This window comes from Kitasatospora sp. NPDC056273, assembly GCF_042268845.1.
Lineage (GTDB): Bacteria > Actinomycetota > Actinomycetes > Streptomycetales > Streptomycetaceae > Kitasatospora.
This window is the reverse complement of sequence record NZ_JBHJSJ010000001.1, coordinates 232464-251817: the sequence shown is the minus strand read 5'-3', so window position 1 is coordinate 251817 and position 19354 is coordinate 232464. Positions and strand designations below refer to the sequence as shown.

Below are 19354 nucleotides of genomic sequence, written 5' to 3'. Positions count from 1 at the left end.
AAGGGGCGTCGTCCCGGTGCGGACCGCCGGGCCGACGGCGACCCGGCCGCGCGGCCAACGGCTCCCACGTTCCCGGGGATCGGGCCGGTCCGCGATCCGGCCGCTCCGGCAGCGGTGCTTTCCAGTGAAAAAGCGCTCTCCGGCGAAAGAGCCCGGACGCCGCACCTGCTAGCGTTCGAGCCCGGACGGCGGATGGTGGACGACGGAGGTTTGCGGTGGCGGACAGCGGCGCGGAGCGGGCCTTCATCGGGTCGTTCACCTCGGAGGGCGGGCGCGGGATCGTCCTGGCATCGCTGGATCCGGACTCGGGGGCGCTGACCGCCACCGGTGTCGTCGAGGCCGTCGACCCGTCCTACCTCGCCCTCGGGCTCGCCGCCGGCGGCCCGGTGCTCTACGCCGTCTCCGAGACGGAGCCGGGCGCCGTCACCGCCCACGACCTCGCCGCTCCGGCGCCCCGCCCGCTCGGCGCCCCCGTCCCGGTGGACGGGGACCACCCCACCCACCTGAGCCTCAGCCGGGGCCACCTGCTGACGGCCAACTACGGCTCCGGCAGCGTCAGCGTGCTGCCGCTCGCCGACGACGGCACCCCGCGGCCCCCGGCCACCGTGCTGCGCCACCGGGGCAGCGGGCCGCACCCGGACCGCCAACGGGCCCCGCACGCCCACCAGGTGCTCCCCGACCCGTCGGGGCGCTGGGTGCTCGCCGTCGACCTCGGCACCGACGCGGTGCGGGTCCTCGCCCTGGACCCGGCGACGGGGGCGCTCACCGTGCACGCGGAGACCGCGCTGCCGCCCGGCACCGGGCCGCGGCACCTCGCCTTCCACCCCTCCGGCCGGCACGCGTACGTGCTCGGCGAGCTGCGCCCCGTCGTGACGGTCTGCCGCTGGGACGCGGCGGCCGGGGCGCTCGAACCGGTCGCGGAGGTCCCGCTGTTCCCGGACGGCGTCGAGGGCCCGGTCTCGCCGTCGGCCCCGGTGGTCTCCCCCGACGGCCGGTTCCTGTGGGCGGCCGAGCGCGGCACCGACACCATCGTGGTGCTCGCCCTCGACGCGACGGGCGAGCGGGCGCACGTGGTCACCTCGGTGCCCTGCGGGGGCCGCTGGCCGCGCGACCTGGTGCTCGGCCCGACCGGCACCCGGCTGTACGCGGCGAACCAGCACTCCGGCGACGTCACCTGGTTCGACCTGGACGCCGCCACGGGCGTCCCCCGCCGGGCGGGCTCGCTGGCCGTCCCGGCGGCGTCCACCGTCCTGTTCGCCTGACGCGCGGGCCCCGGGCCGGGGAAGCGGCCCGGGGCCCGGTGCGGGCGCGGCGGGATCAGCCGTCGCTCTCCGGCGAGGGCAGGTAGGCGCCGGGCACGTCGTCCGGCGCGAGGATCGTGCTCTCCCCCGGGTACGGCGCGGTCCAGTTGTGCGTCTGGTACCAGACCAGGTGCTCCATCTGCGCCGGGTTGGCGTGGTCCGCCACGGCGTTCGGGCCGGTCAGCCGCTGGTGCGACTTCCAGGCCTCCCACCGGTCCACGACCGGCTGCTGCGCGGCCGGCGGCGCGGTCGTGACCGGCGCCGCCGCCCGGAGGTCCTGCTCCCCGGGGACGTCGAGGCCGCAGGAGGGCGGCGTCTTGAGGCCGTCGGTCAGCGAGGTGCGGTTGGGCACCGCGGTGAACGGCGTGTAGTCCGGCCGGTCGGTGAAGGCCCCGGTCATCGGGCTGGCGGCGCTGTCCTTCTGGTTCATCGGGTGGATGCCGAGGATCTGCTCGATGGTGCGGACCATCGTGATCTGCGAGTAGTAGCGGCTGTCCACGGCCCCGTGCTGCGCCCAGGGGCTGATGATCTGGATCGGGGCGCGGTGGCCGTCCACGTGGTCGAGGCCCGCCTGGGAGTCGTCCTCGACGACGAAGATCGCCGAGTCCTTCCAGTACGGGCTGTGGGTGATCTCGTCGACGATCCGCCCGGTCGCCAGGTCGTTGTCGGCGACCTGCGCGGCCGGGCTGGCCGGGCCGCCGGTGTGGTCGCTGGACAGCCAGAGCATGTTGAGGTTCGCCGGGCCGTTCCGCTCGAAGTCCTGCTTCCAGACCTGGTAGCGGTACAGGTCCGGCACGTCGGTGTCGAACCTCGGGAAGCCGGGCACCGAGACGCTGTTGAGCGAGGGGATCGGCGAGGAGGACTTGAGGGCGTAGGCGCTGCCCTGCCCGGTCGCGTCCATGGTCCTGGCGTCGCAGTACAGGTTCTGCCAGGTGGCGTCGGCGGGCTTGTCCAGGAACTGGTGGAACTCGCCGAAGTCGCGCACGGTCTTCCCCGCCGCCTGCGCGCCCGTCCACAGGAAGCCGGAGCGCTGGTGGCCCAGGGCGTCGTCCTCGGTGTCGTAGCTGCGCTCGTACTCGCCGGCCGAGGACTCGGTGTACTCCGGGTTGTCCGCCTGCATCAGCCAGTTGTGGCCCTCGGCGGAGTTGGTGCCGATGTCGTAGGTGTTGTCGTAGAGCCCGAACTGCTCGGCCAGGGCGTGCTGGTTGGGCGTCACGGCGGCGCCGAACTGGGCCAGCTTCGGGTCGCCGTCGCCCTCGGCGACGTCGCCGAAGACCTGGTCGTAGGTCCGGTTCTCCTTGACGATCAGGAAGACGTGCTTGATCGGCGACGGGTCGCCGATCCGCTTCGGCACCACCTCCTCCTTCGCCTTGTGGCCGTTCGCGAGCTTGACCGCGTTGTTCGTCCAGCCGTTCTGCTGGAACACCTTGGCGGTCTGCGCGCGGATCACCTTGTCGCTCGGCAGCGTGAACCGGGTGAGGCTGGAGGTGGTGTCGTGGGTCTTGTGGGCGCCGGTGCTGTTGGGCCGCCGGGCGTCGATGCCACGGGTGTTGGAGACGATCACCTCCGAGCCGACGGTGGCGACCTCCGCCGGGAAGTAGTCCGTGGGCAGCAGGCCGACGTAGCTGACCGGCTCCTGCGCGCCGGCGAAGCGGTAGACGGCCACCGCGTTGGCCCGGCCGAGGGTGACCAGCAGCCGGCCGTCCTCGGTGAGCGTCACCGCGGTGGGCTCGTAGCCGACGGAGGCCTCCGGCCACGGCTTGGTGGAGACGGTCTGGACGACCTTGTCGTGCGCGGTGTCGATCACCGACACCTCGTCGCTCGCGGTGTCGGCGACGAACAGCACCCCGTTCTTCGCGTACAGCGCGGTCGGGTGCAGGCCGACGGCGATGGTGCCGACGGCGGCGGCCGGGTCGGCGAGGTCGATCACGCTGACCGTGCCGGTGGTGGTGGCGGCGGTCGCCGGGTCGGCCGGGACCTGGGTGCCGTAGGAGTTGATCGTGGTGTCCCCGGCGGTGGCCGCGCGCCCGCCCTCGTTCGAGACGTACAGCTTCCCGCCGACCCGGACGACGCCGCGCGGTGCGTTGCCGACCGTCCAGCTCCGCTGGACCGCGCCGGTCGCCGCGTCGATCGCGACCACCCGGTTCTGCCCGTTGACGGCGGCGTACACCGTCGAGCCATCGGCGGAGAACACCGCCCCGGAGGCCAGCGCGTGCTTCTCCCCGTCCGCCGGGATCTTCACCGCCACCGGGGCGGCGAGGGTGCCGTCGGGCTGCACGGTGAACCGGGTGTAGCCGTCCAGCTGGCCCAGCCACAGCTGCTTGCCGTCCGGCGAGTAGACCGGGGACTCCTGGCCGACCGAGCCGTTGGGGATGCGCAGTTCGTCCGCCTTGTTGGTGCCGACGCGCTGCTTCACCTTGCCGGTCTTCAGGTCCACCACGACCAGCGCCGCGTCGCCGTCGGTGACGGCGGCGGCCAGGTGGGCGCCGTCCGGGCTGACCGTGGAGCCCATGATCTTGCCGTTGTCCAGGACCTGACGGCTGCCGTACGGGGCGAGGTACTGGTCGCTGGAGATCACCAGCCCGTTCTCGGTGGTCTGGCCGACCTGGTCCTCGTCGAACTGGTGGGTGCTCGCGAAGGCCGTGCCGGTGGCCACGGCCACCGCCGTGACACAGGCGGTGGCGAGTGCGGCCTTGCGGCCCACCCGGCGGCCGAGGAGGACCACGTGGGCGTTCCGGCTGCGTCGACGACGCGTTACCTGCATGGCGTCAGCCCTTCGTTGAGTTCGTCGTGCTGGTGGGGGAAGCGAGCAGTGCGACCTGGCCGTCGAACTGCCAGAGCGGGTTCGGCACGTCCCCGGTCGGGGTGCGCACCAGGAAGTAGCCGTTCACTTCCTTCGGGCCGTCGCCGTCGGCCGTCAGCCGTCCGTCCGAGGCCACGTCGAGCTGGTAGACCGCCGTCCCGGGCGCGTCCGTGCCGGGCAGGTGCCAGGTGACCACGCAGCGCCAGTCGTTGCCCGGGCCCTGCGGCTCGACCTGGCCGTCGCCCCGCCGGCAGTCCGCGGTGGCCCGCAGGTCGGCCTCGGTCACGGCGGGGCGGTGCAGCTGCTCGGTCTGCAGCCGGTACAGGTGCGCGAACACGGTGGCGACCTCCTGCTGAACCTTCGTCTGCGTGATCCCCGAGCCGCTGGAGGGGGTGGCCACCGCGAGCGCGCCGGTGGTCAGCGCGAGCAGCCCGGCCAGCGGCAGCACCCCGGCGAGGAGCGTGCGGCGCCCCACCCCGTCCTCGCTGCCGGTGGTGAAGTCCCGCCGGACGAAGAGCAGGTAGGCCGCCGCGGTGGCGGCCGCCGCCCAGAGCAGGGCGACCGCGACGGCGATCAGCGGCTCGTCGAGCCGGCCCGGGTCGGCGAACAGCCCGTTCCAGGCGACGAAGGCGTACCCGGGCAGGGCGAGGCGCAGCGCCACCGGCAGCGGCAGCAGCTGGGCGAGCTGCATCGCGACCGCCGCCAGCGCGGGGACCAGCAGCCCCATCGGCGAGCGGCCCAGCAGGACGGAGCCGAGCAGTCCGAGCGCCGCCAGGGCCAGGGTCGGCGCCAGCGCGCACGCCCAGGCCAGCAGGACGCTCACGGCCGCGTCCGACGGCGCCAGCAGGTGTCCGTCCACGCCGACCAGCGGCTCGTCGCCGACCGCCGCCAGCCCGCCGACGGTGCTCGACGCCGCCAGGCCGGCCGTCAGCAGCACGATCACGGTGGCGCCGGCCAGCGCCTTCGCCGCGAAGATCCGCCGCGGCGAGCGGACCGTCACCAGCAGGTGCCGCCAGGTCCCGAGCCGGTCCTCGGCGGCGAACACGTCGCCCGCGACCACCGAGGTCAGCAGGGGCAGCGCCCACGAACCCGCGAAGCCGAGGACCACCAGCGGCCCGGCCCAGCCCGTGGCGTGCATCCAGCGGCCGAACAGGGTGTCGGAGGGCAGCGTCCCCTGCTGGGCGACGGCGGCCGTGAACAGGCCCGGCGCGCTCCAGCAGGCCAGCACCAGCAGCCTGATCCGCCACTGCGAGAGCAGCTTGACCAGCTCGAAGCGGTACACCCGGCCCACCGGCACCGGGCGCGCCCCGGGGGCGACCCCGGCGGCGGCCGCCGCGCGTCCGGCCGTGACCGTGCTCGTCCGCCCGCCCCGCTCGATGACTCCCTCGCCGCGCTCGCTCATCGTCCGTCCTCCTGTTGCTCGGTCAGGGCGAGGAACGCCGCCTCCAGGGGCGGCACCACCGGGGCGACCTCGCGCACCCGGACCTCCGCCCGCACCAGCGCCGCCACCAGCTCCTCGACGGCCGGGCCCGGCGCGCGCACCATCAGCGCCCCGGCCGCGCGTCCCGTCCCGGCCTCCGCCGCGACCCGCACCCCGGCGACCCGGGCGGCCACCCGCCGGGCGGCGGCCGGATCGGAGGTGAGCAGCCGGTGGTCGAGCGCGCGGTCGTCCGCGGCCAGCTCGCCGAGCGGGCCGGAGAAGCGGACCCGTCCGGTCGCCAGGATGGTGACCTCGTCGCAGAGCGCCTCCAGGTCGTCCATCCGGTGGCTGGAGAGCACCACGGTCACGCCGTCGGCGGCGAGCCGGCGCAGCGCCCCGTGCACGTGCTGCTTGCCCGCCGGGTCCAGGCCGTTGGACGGCTCGTCGAGCACCAGCAGCCGGGGTTCGGTGAGCAGCGCCGCGGCCAGTCCGAGGCGCTGCCGCATGCCGAGCGAGAAGCCCCGCACCCGGTCGTCGGCGACGTCGCTCAGCCCGACCTCGGCCAGCACCTCGTCGATCCGCCCGGCCCGGCCGTCCTGCCCGCGCAGCGTCGCCAGCGCGGCCAGGTTCCGCCGTGCGGTCAGCGACGGGTAGAGCCCGGGCCCGTCCACGAAGCCGGCCACCCCGGGCGGCGCGGGCCGGGCCCGGCCGACCGGTCTGCCCAGCACCTCCAGGTCGCCCTCGTCGGCGGCGGCCAGTCCGAGCAGCAGCCCGAGCAGCGTGGTCTTCCCGGCGCCGTTGGGCCCGGCCAGTCCGTGGATCCGCCCGGGCGCGAGCTCCAGTCCGACGGCGTCGAGCGCGACGACGTCGCCGAAACACTTCGTCAGTGCCCGTGCGCGTACGGCAGGTTGGTTTTCCGTCATGGCTCCTTCTCGCGGTTCCCCAGGGAACCTAGGGGGTTGACCGGGCGCCGTCAGGTGCGCCCGGTTGAACTCCGGCGGAACAGCAGCGGCCCGCGCCGTGGCGGTCCTGCGAGCATCCTGCGGGCGCACCGGGTGGAAACCTTCACATGAAAACGGATATCGTTTCGCTGGCCGGGCACGATTCGCCGGGCCCGCGCCGGACCGGTTGCGGAGCCTGGTGAACATGACAAACATGGGCGGAAGGCGAAGCCTCGAATGCGCACGGACACGGCGGGAGTCGGGATGCGAGTGGACGCCGCTCTGGCCGGGACCTGGGTGGACCGCTGGGAGCGCCAGCAGGAGCGGTACGCGGTGGAACGCGAGGAGCGGTTCACCGTCATCGCCGACGTACTGGAACAGACCGTCGGCCACCGCGCGCGGCCGCTCGTCGCGGACCTCGGCAGCGGCCCCGGCTCGCTGTCGGCACGGGTCGCGGCCCGCCTGCCGCACGCCGAGATCATCGCGGTCGACATCGACCCGCTGCTGCTCGCCCTCGGCCGCGCCCGGCACCCCCGCGTCGCGCGCTGGGTCGAGACCCTGATCGGCCGCCCCGGCTGGATCGGGGACCTCGCCCTCGACCGCCCGCTGGACGCCGTGGTGTCCACCACCGCGCTGCACTACCCGCCGCCGGACGCCCTGCTCGGAATCTACCGCGACCTCGCCGGCGCGCTGCGGCCCGGCGGCGTCCTGGTCAACGGCGACCACCTCATCCCCGAGGAGCCGCCGCTCGCCGAACTCGCCCTCGCGATCGGCCGCCGCCGCGCCCAGCGCAAGGGCACCGGCGCCGCCGAGGACTGGTCCCAGTGGTGGGCCGCGGCCGGGCGGGTCCCCGAGTTCGCCGACCTGCTGACGGCCCGAGAGCGGCAGCTGCCCCCGACCGACGGCCCCGGCAACGGCCTGTCGGCCGCCCGGCACGGCGAGCTGCTGCGGGAGGCCGGCTTCCGCCAGGCCGGACCGGTGTGGCAGTACGGCACCAGCTCCGTCCTGGTGGCCCTGCGCTGACCCCGCCCCAAGTGCCCATGCGGGAAGCCGGGTTCCGCATGGGCACAGTCTTTGCGAGGGCGTGACAGAAAGCGCCCTGTTGATCACCCAGGGAAACAGTTACCGTTTCCCTCGGTCGCCGACGTCCCTGCCGCGCACGCCTCACGCCGACTTCTCACGGAGAGCTGGTTTCGCATGCGGTCCTCACCGCTGTATCTCGAACCACGGTTGGAGCCCCCGCTCCGGTCCCTCCTGGCGGAACGCGACCTCCTGCACACCCTGACCGACGCGCTGGGCTCCCCCCTCAACCTGCTCCTGCCCGAGCAGATCGCGGACAACCTGGCACGCTTCCGGGCCGTCTACCGCAAGCACCGCCTCACCGGCCGGATCCACTTCGCCCACAAGGCGAACCGCTCCAGCGCCCTGGTCCGCCGGCTCGCCGCCACCGACGCCGGACTGGACGTCGCCTCGCTCGCCGAGCTCCAGCACGTGCTCGGGGCCGGCTGCCCGCCCGAGCGGATCATGGCGACCGGCCCGAAGAACCGCGAGTACCTCTGGCTGGCGGCCCGCACCGGCGCCACCGTCCACCTGGACTCCCGCGCCGAACTCGACGCCCTGGCCGGCCTCGTACGCGCGCACGCCCTGCCCCCGGTGCCCGTCATGCCGCGGCTGTCGGGCTTCCGGGCGCCGGGCACCACGGTGCTCACCCGGCCGAGCCGGTTCGGCACCGACGTCGCCGAACTCGACGGCCTGCTCGACGCGCTGGAGCGCCACCGGGACGCCGTCGAGACGACCGGGGTCGCCTACCACCTGGACACCACCGGCGTGCCGGAGAAGGCCGTCGCCCTGGAGACCTGCGTCACGGTGCTGAACGAGTGCCGGCGCCGGGGCCTGAACCCCCGCACCATCGACATCGGCGGCGGGTTCGGCGTCAGCTACCTGGCGGACGCCGCCCAGTGGGAGCGGTACACCAGCGAGCTGACCGACGCCGTCCTCGGCCGGCGCCCCGCCCTCACCTGGCAGGGCCACGGCTACGGGCTGCGCGCCGAGTCCGGCCGGCTGCGCGGCGCCCTCGGCCTCTACCCGGCGCACCGCCCGGTGGCCGCCGAGGCCTACCTGGACGAGCTGCTCTCGACCCCGGCGCCCACGCTCGGCCGGCCGCTCGGCACGCTGCTGCTGGAGAACCTCTACGACCTGGCGGTGGAGCCCGGCCGGGCGCTGGCCGACCAGTGCGGGGCGACACTCGCCCGCGTCCTGGAGGTCCGGCACACGCCGGCCGGCGAGCGCCTGGTCCGGCTGGAGATGAACGCGCGGGACGTGGGCCTGGAGGAGCACGGGGTGCTGATGGACCCGCTGCTGGTCCCCCGCCCCGGCGCCCCGGCCGCGGCGGACGGCTCGGAGGGCCCGGACTCGCCGGCCGGACCGGTCGGGGTGTACCTGATCGGCAACCTCTGCCTGGAGACCGACCTGATCACCCGCCGGACGGTCTTCCTGCCCCGCCTCCCCGCCCCCGGCGACCTGCTCGCCTTCGCCAACACCGCGGGCTACCTGATGGACTTCAGCGCCGGCTCGGCGCTGCGCCAGCCCGTCGCGCGCAAGGTCGCCGCGTACCGGCAGGACGGCGCCTGGCGGTGGCGCCTGGACGAGCAGTACTGGCCCGTCGACGTGACGGCGGGCGCGGAACACCGGGGGGACGGACACGCATGAGGTACGACAGCATCACCGACGCCATAGGCAACACCCCGCTGGTCCGGATCGACCCGGCGGTCACCGGCCTGCGGCACATCGACCTGTACGCCAAGCTGGAACTGCTCAACCCCTTCGGCTCGGTCAAGGACCGCGCCGCCTGGAACATGACCCGCGAGGCGATCCCCGGCGCCGTCGAGCGCGGCGACACCGTCGTGGAACTGTCGAGCGGCAACACCGCCAAGGCGCTCGCGCTCATCGCCGGCCTGCACGGACTGCCGTTCAAGAGCGTCACCAACCGGATGCGGGTCCCCGAGATCAAGGACCTGCTCCTGCTGCTCGGCGCGGAGATCGAGGAGCTGCCCGGCCGCACCGAGTGCCTCGACCCGACCGACACCGACGACCCGCTCACCCGCATCCACCGGATGCTCTCCGAGGCGGAGTCCGGCTACCTGCACACCGACCAGTACTACAGCCGGCTCAACCTCGACGCCCACCTCACCGGCACCGGCCCCGAGATCGTCCGGGACCTCGACGGCCGCGCCCCGGACCACTTCATCGCCTGCGTCGGCACCGCCGGCTCCTCCACCGGCGTGGCGGCCGTGCTGCGCGCCCACGACCCGGCCGTCGACGTGCTCGGACTGGTCGCCCACAAGTCCGACTTCATCCCGGGCATCCGCACCATCGACGAGGTGCACGAGGTCGGGCTGTTCGACCCCGCCACCTACGACACCATCGCGACGGTGACCGCCGACCAGGCCATCGACGGCATGCTCACCCTGGTGCGCCGCTGCGGCCTGCCGGCCGGCCCGACCGGCGGCGGCGCCTTCTTCGGCGCGCTGCGCCACCTCCGCGCCGTGGACGAGGAGTTGACACAGCGGGGCTCGGGCGAGCGGCGCACCGCCGTGTTCATCGTCTGCGACCGGGTGGAGAGCTACCTGAGCTACATCCGCAAACGGCGGCCGGAGCTGTTCAACCAGCCCGCCCGGCCGAACACGGTGGCCACCGTGACGCCGGCCGAACTGGCCGCCGCCCGGGTCGTCGAGGTCGACGCCGCCCGGAAGTGGATCGCCGAGGAGCGGCCGCTGGTGGTCGACCTGCGCGGTCCGGCCGCGTACGCGGCGCTGCACATCGAGGGCTCGGTCAACATCGTCGACGAGCTGTTCGACGAACTCCTGCACGGCGGGCTGCCGTTCGGCACCCGGCAGCCGGTGCTGCTGGCCTGCCCGGTCGGCGAGAAGTCGGCGGTCTACGCGGCGCTGCTCACCCGGATGGGACACCGGGACGCGCGCAGCCTGGCCGGCGGCGTCATCGCCTGGCGCGACGCGGGCGCGCCGCTGGTCCGGGACTGAGCGGGGCCGGCCATGACCACCCCCGACGAAACCCTCGGCGAACTCCACGACTGGCACCGCGCGTTGCGGGACCAGTTCCCCATCGTCACCGGCCACCCCGACCAGGCGTACCTGGACAGCGCGGCCACCTCGCAGAAGCCCCGGGCGGTGCTCGACACCGTCCAGCGCTACCTGACCACCGCCAACGCCAACGCCGGCCGCGGCACCTACACCTGGGCCAACGCCACCACCGCACTGGTCGACCGCACCCGCACCCGGGTCGCCCGCTTCCTCGGCGACCCGGCCCCCCAGCAGCGCTCCGGCGTCCACTTCGTCAGCGGCGCGACCGAAGGGCTGCGCGCGGTGGCCCGGGACTGGCTCCCCCACCACCTGCGGGACGGCGACGAGATCATCGTGCCCTTCGCCGACCACGAGGCCAACGCGCTGCCCTGGCTGGAGGCCCGGCAGCTGCTGGCCGACCGGGGCGTGCGCGTCACCGTGCGCGAACTGCCGTACGACCCCGCCTCGCAGGACTACGACCACCGGGCGCTGGCCCGGCTCGTCACCGAACGCACGGCGTTCGTCGCCGCCACCCACGTGCACCACGTGTACGGCGCCGACATGAACGTCCACCGCATCCGGGCCGCGGTCGGGCCCGAGGTGCCGATCTGCCTGGACGCCGCGCAGAGCGTCGGCCACCTGCCGGTGGACGTCGGCACCCTGGACGTCGACTTCGTGGTCTTCTCCGGGCACAAGGCGCTGGCCCTGCCCGGCACCGGCGCGGTGTGGGCCCGCAACACCCGCGGCCCGGCCTTCACCCCCGGCGGCTGGGCCGGCACGCCCAACACCGCCGGGATCGCCAGCCTGGAAGCCGCCCTGGACTGGCTCGACGCCGCCGGGCCGGACCGCATCCGACGGTGGAACAGCGCGCTGGCCGCCCGGCTCACCGACGGGCTGCGGACCCTGGCCCCGTACGAGGTCCTCGGCTGCCAGCGGAGCCTGGCCGCCGACTCCGAGGTCCAGCGGCGCGAGGGCATCGTCACCTTCCGGCACCGCGGCATCGGCTCCAACGACCTGGGCTTCATCCTCGCCAGCCACGGCCTGATGGTGCGCGCCGACGGCCACTGCCAGGCGCGGGCCGGCGAGAGCGAGAGCTCGGTGCGGGTCAGCCTGCACGTCTACAACTCCCCGGAGGAGGTCGACCTGCTGCTCTCCGTGCTGCGCGGGCTGTAGCGGCCTCGGTGCCCCCGAGTGACTTCGGTGGCTCCGTACCGTGCCGGCGGCGGGGCCGATCCGCCCCGCCGCCGGCACACCGCTGCCCCGGGCTCAGCGCAGGCCGGCGAAGAGGTCGTTCTCCGGGAGGGCCGCGCCGGTGGTGTCCCTGACCCGGACGAAGGTCTCCACGCCCATCAGCTCGGTGAACCGCTCCTTGCCCATCCGCAGGAAGAAGATGTTGTCCCCCTGGCTGGCGTGCGCGGCCAGGGCGTCGAACTTCCGGCCGCCGAAGGCGGTGGTGTCCACCCAGGTGCTGATCTCCTCGTCCGGCAGGCCGATCTCGGGCAGCTCGGCAGCCTCCACCGGCTCCACCGGCTCCGACTGCTCCCCGTCGGGGCCGGACTCCCGCATGACCTCCCCGAACCGCCGCACCGCCGAGTGCGGCACCGTCGTCCAGTAGACCTTCGGCGACAGGTCGACCAGTTCCAGCGCCGCCACCGTGATGCGGTGGGCCTGGATGTGGTCGGGGTGGCCGTAGAACCCGTTCTCGTCGTAGGTGACGACCACGTCGGGCTGGTAGTACCGCATCAGTTCGGCGAGCCGGGCGGCGCCGTCCGCCACCGGCGTGCTCCAGAACGAGCCGGGCGCGTCGTTGCTCTCCCAGCCCATCATCCCGGAGTCGGCGTACTCCAGCAGCTCCAGGTGCCCGACCTCCAACACCTCGCAGCTGGCCTCCAGTTCCTTCCTGCGCATCGCGGCGACGGCCGCCGGGTCGTGCCCGTCCTCGCCGGGCTTGACCCCTCCCGGGCCGTCGCCGCACCTGCCGTCCGTACACGTCACGAGCACCGTACGGATGCCCTCCGCCGCGTACCGGGCCAGCACACCCCCGGTCCCGCTCGCCTCGTCGTCGGGGTGGGCGTGCACTGCCATCAGCGTCAAAGGCCGGTCAGCCATGGAAATCCATCCTCAGATCCGAACAGTTCTCGCCCCAGTCTGCGTCACACGGACGGGTGACCGCTGCCAATATCCGGTGCGGCGGCGGCCGCCCGGCGGCCGGGGTGACGGGCCGGGGCGCGACGGTTCTCCTACGATCGAGGCGACAACGGACCCCAGGGACGGGCAGGTTCCCATGACCGACGACAGCACCGCCGGGATCGACCGGTCGAAGCCGAGCATCGCCCGGGTCTACGACTACCTGCTCGGCGGCACGGACAACTTCGCCGTCGACCGCGAGGTCGGCGACTTCTTCCTCCGGGAGCTGCCCGGCTCGGTGGCCTTGCCGTTCGCCAACCGGCAGGCGCTGATCCGCGCCGTGGGCGCGATGGCCGGCGACGGCGTCCGCCAGTTCGTCGACCTGGGCAGCGGCCTGCCCACCGCCGACAACGTGCACCAGGCCGCCCGGCGGCACGACGCCGGCGCCCGCGTCGTCTACGTCGACAACGATCCGACCGTGCTCGCCCACGGCCGTGCCCTGCTGGCCGCCGACCCCCGCACCACGCTGGTCCGGGCGGACCTGCGCGAGCCGGAGGAGATCCGCCGCCATCCCGAGGTGCGGCGGCTGATCGACTTCGACGAGCCGGTGGGGGTCGTCTTCAGCGCCGTCCTGCACCACCTCGACGACGCCGAGCGGCCCGCCGACCTGGTGCGCTGGTGGGTGGACCGGGTCCCGTCGGGCAGCCTGGTCTACGTCTCCCACTTCCGCTCCGTCGGGAGCTCCGGCGGAGAATCCGTCGGGGACTCCGGCAGGAGCTCCGGCGGGACCGAGGAGCGCCGGCGCGCCGAACGGAAACTGCGGGAGAGCTTCGGTCGCGGCCGCTGGCGCACCGACGAGGAGATCCTCGGCCTGCTCGACGGCCTCGACCTGCTCGAACCGGGGCTGGTGCCCTGCCCGCTGTGGCGTCCGGAGCCCGCCGGCACCGGCGGGGTGCCGGCGGACGAGGGCGACCTGTCGGTGTGGGAGCGGCTGATCTCCTGCGCGCTGGCCCGCAAGCCCTGAGCGGCGGCGGGTCAGGACAGGTAGTCCTCCAGTCCGCCGTCGCGCCGGGTGTCCAGGGTGACGCAGTGGAAGCCGCCGCCGAGCACCCGGGAGTGCCGCAGCCGGTGCGGCAGGACGGTGATCCCGGCGTGCTCCAGCAGCTTGATCAGGCCCTCCTGCTCGGACTCGACGATCGCCGTGTCCGGGGAGACCATCAGCAGGTTCATGCTGATCCAGCTCTCGCTGAGCGCGTGCTCGGGCGCGTCGCCGGTGGGCTCGGCCGGCGGGCACCACAGGACGTCCCAGCCCTTCAGCGGCTCCGGGACGGTCTCCGGGCTGATCCGCTCGGGGTTGAGCAGCACCAGGCCCGGGCGCAGCAGCGCGATGGTGCTGTCGATGTGGGTGTAGCCGTAGATGTCGCGCAGCGGGTGCAGCCGCAGGCCGCCGTCGCCGAGCAGGCCGAGGGTGGACTCCAGCCACCGCAGGCCGAGTTCGTTGCCGCTGCGGGAGACCTGGTAGAACACGTCCCGGCCGAGCCGCAGCACGTTCGCGGCGTCGAAGACCGGCTCGGCCTCGCCCAGCAGCGGGAGGCCCGCCTCGTCGAACTCGAAGAGTTCGTCGGCCAGTTGCGGCCGGGGGGCGGCCAGCCAGCGCGCGCCGCGGCGCAGGTAGTCCTGGAAGAGTCCGCGCAGGCCGAAGGCCTCGAAGTAGCGCTGCCGCATCGGGCTCGCCACCTCGATCAGCGTCTCGCCGACGACCAGGGTCAGGTCCCGCGGACAGTAGGAGTGGAAGCCGCCGTCGGCGTTCCAGAGCGGGGAGGCGAACTCGGCCGCGTGGTCGACCGGATCGGGCCGGTGGACGGTGACGCCGAGGCCGCGCAGGGTGGCCACCAGGTCGTCCAGGTCCTCCTCGGTCTCCTCCACGACCTGCCGCGAGTAGGGGCCGGCCTCGATCGAGGCGAGGTCGGCGGCGTTGGTCTTCGGGAAGCAGGACAGCCAGGAGGACGGCTCGGTCTGCTCGGGCAGCCGGGCGCCGACGGCGGTCCCGACCACGATCTCCCGCAGTGTGGTGAACTCGTCCCAGCTCTGGACCGGACGGGCCGAATCGGACATGACTCTCCCTTGACACGGGTTTGGGGGAAACACGGAGACGACGGCGGAGGCGACGGCCTGGAACCGTGCGGACGGATGCGCCGGACCGGCTCCGGCCGGCCACGACGTACGGGAAATCACCGGCGGGGCAACCGAGTTCGCCGCTACGAAGGGCCGGGATCGATCGTCAAGCTACCCGGACGACCGACGGCGACGCAAGGACCGTGATCGGCACCGGGAACACCCCGCCGACCGGCCGCCCGTTGTTCGACCCGCTCCCTCCGACGCTGATCAACACCGGTGGGAGGCCCCGCTCGCCGGACCGGCGCTCACCACCGCCAGGCCCGGCGGATCCGGCTCCCGCCCGCCAGGGCCAGCAGCGCCCCGCCCGCCGCGGCGACCCCGGCCACCGCCAGGTTCTGGCGCTGCGCCCGGCGCCGGTCGGCGACGGCCGCCCGGGACGAGGCCGCCAGGAAGGCCCGCTCGACCCCGGCCGCGGCCAGCTCGCCGGCCGCCACCCGCCGCACCAGCTCCTCCAGCCGGACGCCCCGGTAGAGCAGTTCCGGGTCCTGGTCGGCGGCGGCCCAGCCCCGCGCGGCCGCGGTGAGCCGGCACTGCTCCCCCAGCGCCTCCCGGCCCTCCGCCAGCCAGTCCCGCAGCCGGGGCCAGGCCTGCGGCAGCGCCTGGTGGGACAGTTCGACGGTGTCCCGGTCGACCACCACGAGCCGGGCCCGGACCAGCCGTTCCATCACCTCGGGCACGCCGGGATCGTCGAACTCGGCCCGCCGGGCCGGCTTGCGGGTGCCCTCGTCGCCGCCCGGCACCAGTTCACCACCGGGCAGCGGCCCGCCGCCCGGCGCCAGCCCGTCGCCCAGGGCCGCCGGACCGCCGGCGGCGTCCTCGCCGGCCCCGAGCAGCTCCCCGCCGAGCCGCAGGAACACCGCCCGCGCCCGCGCCTGGTCGGGCGCGTCCAGCCCGTTGTAGAGGGCCTCCGCCGTCCGGGCCAGCGCGCCCTCGAACCCTCCGGTGGCCTGGAACCCGGCCAGGGTGAGCGCGTTGCCGCTGCGCCGCCGCCAGGTCTCCAGCAGGGCCGCGGACAGCAGCGGGAGCGCGCCCGGCTGCTGCGCGGCGGTCGAGATGAGGACGGCCAGCAGGGCGCCCTCGACGGTACAGCCGGACCGTAACGCCGGTTCGGTGATCGCCCGGCGCAGCTCGTCCGGCGCCGGACGCCCCACCGGCAGCACCCCGTGGCGGCCGGCCTCGGCCAGCCCCGGGTGCTCGGCGAGCAGCGGGCCGCACTGGTCGGAGCGGACCACCAGCACCACCCGGCACCGGGCCGGCGCCGCCACCGGCAGCCCGTCCGACGCCCCGTCAGGATCGCCCGCGGCGGTCGCCACCAGCGCGTCCAGGAAGCGCGCCCGCTCGGCGGCGTCCCGGCAGCGGGTGCGCAGCTGCTCGGCCTGGTCGACCACCAGGACCGGGTCCCCGGCCGTCGGTCCGGACCCGCCGCGCCTCGTCTCCCCGGCCCGCTGCCCGAGCCGGGCGAGCGCGAGCGCGTACGCCTCCATGGGTCGTTCACCGGGGGTCAGCAGCGCCACCGGGACACCGCCGTCGGCCGGGGGCCGGCCCGCTCCGCCCCCGGCCCCGGGTCTCCCGGTGGTGGCGCCGGTGACGGCACCGGTGGCGGCGGGCGCGCCGAGCCGGGCCAGCAGACCGGCTCTGACCAGCGAGGACTTGCCCGCCCCGGACGGCCCGGAGACGATCACCAGCCGCCGTTCGGCCAGCAGGGCGACCAGCCGGTCCAGCAGCGCCTCGCGGCCGAAGAACCGCTCGGCGTCGGCCGCCTCGAACGCGGCCGCGCCCGGGTAGGGGGCCCGTCCGACGTCCTGGGCGCGCCGCCGGGCGCACTGTTCGGCGGCCAGTTCGGCGGCGAGCAGCTGCCAGCGGTGCCGCCACTCCCGCACGTCCCCGCCGCAGGCCTGCACGTAGGCGAGGGTGACGGCGAGGCTGGGCAGCCGCCGCCCTCCCGCGGCCACCGACAGGCTGGCCGCCGAGCAGTGCGCCCGCAGGGCGAGTTGACGGTACGGCGGACGTCCGGCGCGCTCCCGCAGGGCCCGCAGATCGCCCGCGAAGCGCAGCAGCGGCCCGTCCCCGGGGTCCAGTGGACTTTCCCGACGCGGCACGACGGCCCCCCTTCTCCGTTGAAGCGGTGTCCTGAAACCTTGAGTGCCCACGCGCCACACGCGCCGCGTGCGCCTCGTGTCCATCCCCCCGTTGATTCATCATGCACAGGACCGTTGGCGTCAAACAATGGTGCGTACGGGTCGGTTGTTCCGAGTTGATGTTCAATGTCCAGCCGTACGGCGCCGAACAAAGCCGGTGGGATAGAACCGGAACCCGCAGCCCTCGCTGACTTCGGAGACATCCATGAGGTTCACGCGGTACTGCCGTTCCCTCCTGTCCACACCCGCGATGGCGGTGGAGCGGTACACCAAGAGCCACCAGTCCGGGGCCGACATCGCCATGGTCGATCTGGAGGATTCGGTCCCACCCACCCGGAAGGAGGAGGCCCGCCGGCTCGCCGAGGAGTTCTTCGCCCTCCCGTCCACCAAGCTCGCGCGCAGCGCGGTGCGCATCAACACCCTGTCCGGGCCCGACGGTCTGCGCGACCTGATCGCCATCGCCCGGTACCGGGTCAAACCGGACCTGGTCCTGATCCCGATGACGGAGTCCCCCCGGGACATCGAGATCGCCGCCGGCGCGCTCGGCGCGGACTGCCCGGAGACGGAGTTCCTGGCCGTCGTGGAGACCCCGCTGGGCATCGAGAACGCGCCCGCCGTCGCGGCCGCCGGGCACCGGCTGCGCGGGCTGGTCTTCGGCTCGGCCGACTACGCCTTCGCGGTCGGCGCCCGGCTCTCCTGGGAGGCCCTGGCCCACGCCCGCGCCCGGGTGGTCAACAGCGCCCGCGCCGCGGGGGTGGAGGCGATGGACGCGCCGTTCTTCGAGGTCACCGACCTCGACGGGCTGCGCCGGGAGGCCGGGCTCGCCCGGGACTTCGGGTTCAGCGGCAAGATCGCCGTCCATCCGCGCCAACTCGAGCTGATCAACGCGACGTTCAGCCCCGACGAGGAGCTGCTGGCGCGCGCCCGCCGGGTGGTCGCGGCGGGCCTGGAGAACGGCCGCTCGGTCACCGTGGTGGACGGCGTGATGGTCGGCATGCCGTTCTTCGAGGCCTCGCAGCGCCTGATCGAGCAGTTCGACCCGCCCCGGCCCGGCGGACCGCACGACCCGCAGCACCACGCGCCCACCGACACCCCGAACCACACGACGGAGAAGTGACGATGACCGAAGAATCCATCCTCGGCCCGCGCCGGTACCGCAACGCCGAGGCCATGCTGGCGAGCGCCGACCCGGTCTGGCAGGCGGCGGCCGCCAACGGCCTGATCGGCGTCACGGTGGACTCGGAGTCCAACAACCGGCTGACGGTCCGCGAGACCGGCCACGAGTTCGCCAACATGGTCTCCTGCTCGTACCTCGGCCTGAACAACCACCCCGCGGTCCTGGCCGGCGCGGTGGACGCGCTGACCGAGGCCCGCGGCACCTCGCTGGTCCTCTCCACCACCAGGATCCGGCACAACCTGCTGGTGCGGCTGGAGGAGGAACTCGGCGAGCTGTTCGGCGCGAACATCCTGCCGGGGGCGTCCTGTACCACGCTCACCGCCGGCATCCTGCCGCTGATCGCCTCCGGCCACCTGGACGGCACCTGCCAGGGCGGCGGCGGCCCCCGGGTGATGGTCTTCGACCGCTTCTGCCACTTCTGCATGGCGTACATGAAGCCGATCTGCGCGGACGAGTCGCTGGTGCTGACCTGCCCGCACAACGACCTGAACTACCTGGAGGACATCTGCCGCAAGTACCCGCGGGTCGCCTACGTCGCCGACGGCGCCTACTCGATGGGCGGCACCGCGGCCCTCGACGGGCTGCTCGAACTCCAGGACCGCTACGGGCTGTTCCTCTACATCGACGACTCCCACTCGCTGTCCATCGCGGGCGAGCGCGGCGAGGGCTACGTCCGCTCCCGGCTGGAGATGAACCCGCTGACGGTGATCACCGCCAGCCTCGGCAAGGCCTTCGGCACCAGCGGCGGCGTCGCGATGCTCGGCAACCGGGAGCAGTTCGAGTTCCTGCACCGGCACGCCGGCCCGATCGGCTGGTCGCAGAACATCCCGCTGCCGATGGTCGGCGCCTCGCTGGCCAGCGCCGCCATCCACCGCTCCCCCGAACTGGCCGAGCTCCAGGGCGCGCTGGCCCGCAACATCGAGCTCTTCGACGAGCTGCTGCCGACCACCTTCGCGGGCAACGGCCTGCCGGTGCGCCGGGTCGACGTCGGGGAGGCCGAGCGGGCGGTCAAACTGTCCGCCCAGCTCTTCGAGCGCGGCTTCTACAGCTCCGCGGTGTTCTTCCCGATCGTGCCCAAGGGCGAGGCCGGGCTGCGGCTGATGCTGCGCGCCGACATGGACGAGCGGCTGATCCGCGAGTTCGCCGGCCACGTCAAGGAACTCACCGCCGACCTCTAGGACCCGGGAGCA

At 74.2% G+C, this 19354-nt stretch carries 14 protein-coding genes; 8 read left to right on the top strand and 6 right to left on the bottom strand.

What is annotated here, in order from left to right; genetic code table 11:
• Positions 1–215 precede the first annotated feature (215 nt).
• Positions 216–1262 (top strand): lactonase family protein, encoded by a 1047-nt coding sequence (locus ACFCY1_RS01050; protein ID WP_375873061.1) that lies wholly within the window; start codon positions 216–218, stop codon positions 1260–1262.
• A gap of 55 nt (positions 1263–1317) precedes the next feature.
• On the opposite strand, the gene ACFCY1_RS01045 is transcribed toward ACFCY1_RS01050, so the two are convergent.
• Genes ACFCY1_RS01045 through ACFCY1_RS01035 form a run of 3 tightly spaced genes read right to left on the bottom strand, consistent with a single transcriptional unit; the run spans position 1318 to position 6447 of the window.
• Positions 1318–4065 carry an alkaline phosphatase family protein gene (locus ACFCY1_RS01045; protein ID WP_375873060.1) on the bottom strand — a complete coding sequence of 916 codons (2748 nt, stop codon included), beginning with the start codon at positions 4063–4065 and terminating at the stop codon, positions 1318–1320.
• 4 nt (positions 4066–4069) lie between these two features.
• Positions 4070–5506, bottom strand: a complete 1437-nt coding sequence (locus ACFCY1_RS01040) for an ABC transporter permease (protein WP_375873059.1) — start codon at positions 5504–5506, stop codon at positions 4070–4072.
• Complete coding sequence (locus ACFCY1_RS01035; protein WP_117485993.1) at positions 5503–6447, bottom strand: ABC transporter ATP-binding protein; 945 nt, start codon at positions 6445–6447, stop codon at positions 5503–5505. The genes ACFCY1_RS01040 and ACFCY1_RS01035 overlap by 4 nt, the downstream gene beginning before the upstream one ends.
• A gap of 282 nt (positions 6448–6729) precedes the next feature.
• Between ACFCY1_RS01035 and ACFCY1_RS01030 the strand changes: the two genes are divergently transcribed.
• The 4 genes from ACFCY1_RS01030 to ACFCY1_RS01015 all read left to right on the top strand — a co-directional run bounded on the left by ACFCY1_RS01030 (position 6730) and on the right by ACFCY1_RS01015 (position 11717).
• On the top strand, positions 6730–7488 hold the full coding sequence (locus ACFCY1_RS01030; RefSeq protein ID WP_049656014.1) for a trans-aconitate 2-methyltransferase: 759 nt from the start codon (positions 6730–6732) through the stop codon (positions 7486–7488).
• 174 nt (positions 7489–7662) lie between these two features.
• Positions 7663–9174 (top strand): Y4yA family PLP-dependent enzyme, encoded by a 1512-nt coding sequence (locus ACFCY1_RS01025; protein ID WP_375873058.1) that lies wholly within the window; start codon positions 7663–7665, stop codon positions 9172–9174.
• The gene (locus ACFCY1_RS01020; RefSeq protein WP_375873057.1) at positions 9171–10505 is read left to right on the top strand and encodes a pyridoxal-phosphate dependent enzyme; all 1335 of its coding nucleotides are present in this window, start codon (positions 9171–9173) and stop codon (positions 10503–10505) included. The genes ACFCY1_RS01025 and ACFCY1_RS01020 overlap by 4 nt, the downstream gene beginning before the upstream one ends.
• Before the next feature lie 12 nt (positions 10506–10517).
• Positions 10518–11717, top strand: coding sequence for an aminotransferase class V-fold PLP-dependent enzyme (locus ACFCY1_RS01015; protein ID WP_375873056.1), 1200 nt, complete (start codon positions 10518–10520; stop codon positions 11715–11717).
• Positions 11718–11810: 93 nt separating this feature from the next.
• Here the strand turns inward: ACFCY1_RS01015 and ACFCY1_RS01010 are convergent, their stop codons facing one another.
• Positions 11811–12653 carry a PIG-L family deacetylase gene (locus tag ACFCY1_RS01010; RefSeq protein WP_375873055.1) on the bottom strand — a complete coding sequence of 281 codons (843 nt, stop codon included), beginning with the start codon at positions 12651–12653 and terminating at the stop codon, positions 11811–11813.
• Positions 12654–12828: 175 nt separating this feature from the next.
• On the opposite strand from ACFCY1_RS01010, the gene ACFCY1_RS01005 reads away from it, so the two are divergent.
• Positions 12829–13695 (top strand): SAM-dependent methyltransferase, encoded by an 867-nt coding sequence (locus ACFCY1_RS01005; protein WP_375873054.1) that lies wholly within the window; start codon positions 12829–12831, stop codon positions 13693–13695.
• An 11-nt stretch (positions 13696–13706) separates the two neighbouring features.
• Here ACFCY1_RS01005 and ACFCY1_RS01000 read toward each other — a convergent pair whose 3' ends face one another.
• Positions 13707–14786 carry an inosamine-phosphate amidinotransferase 1 gene (locus tag ACFCY1_RS01000; protein WP_375873053.1) on the bottom strand — a complete coding sequence of 360 codons (1080 nt, stop codon included), beginning with the start codon at positions 14784–14786 and terminating at the stop codon, positions 13707–13709.
• Positions 14787–15094: 308 nt separating this feature from the next.
• Complete coding sequence (locus tag ACFCY1_RS00995; RefSeq protein WP_375873052.1) at positions 15095–16948, bottom strand: ATP-binding protein; 1854 nt, start codon at positions 16946–16948, stop codon at positions 15095–15097.
• A 244-nt stretch (positions 16949–17192) separates the two neighbouring features.
• Here ACFCY1_RS00995 and ACFCY1_RS00990 point away from each other — a divergent pair, with 244 nt between their 5' ends.
• Both ACFCY1_RS00990 and ACFCY1_RS00985 read left to right on the top strand, forming a co-directional pair.
• Entirely contained in the window at positions 17193–18104 is a 912-nt protein-coding gene (locus ACFCY1_RS00990; RefSeq protein WP_117486016.1) for a CoA ester lyase, read from the top strand.
• Between the two features lie 2 nt (positions 18105–18106).
• Positions 18107–19342 carry an aminotransferase class I/II-fold pyridoxal phosphate-dependent enzyme gene (locus ACFCY1_RS00985; RefSeq protein WP_199823146.1) on the top strand — a complete coding sequence of 412 codons (1236 nt, stop codon included), beginning with the start codon at positions 18107–18109 and terminating at the stop codon, positions 19340–19342.
• Positions 19343–19354 lie beyond the last annotated feature (12 nt).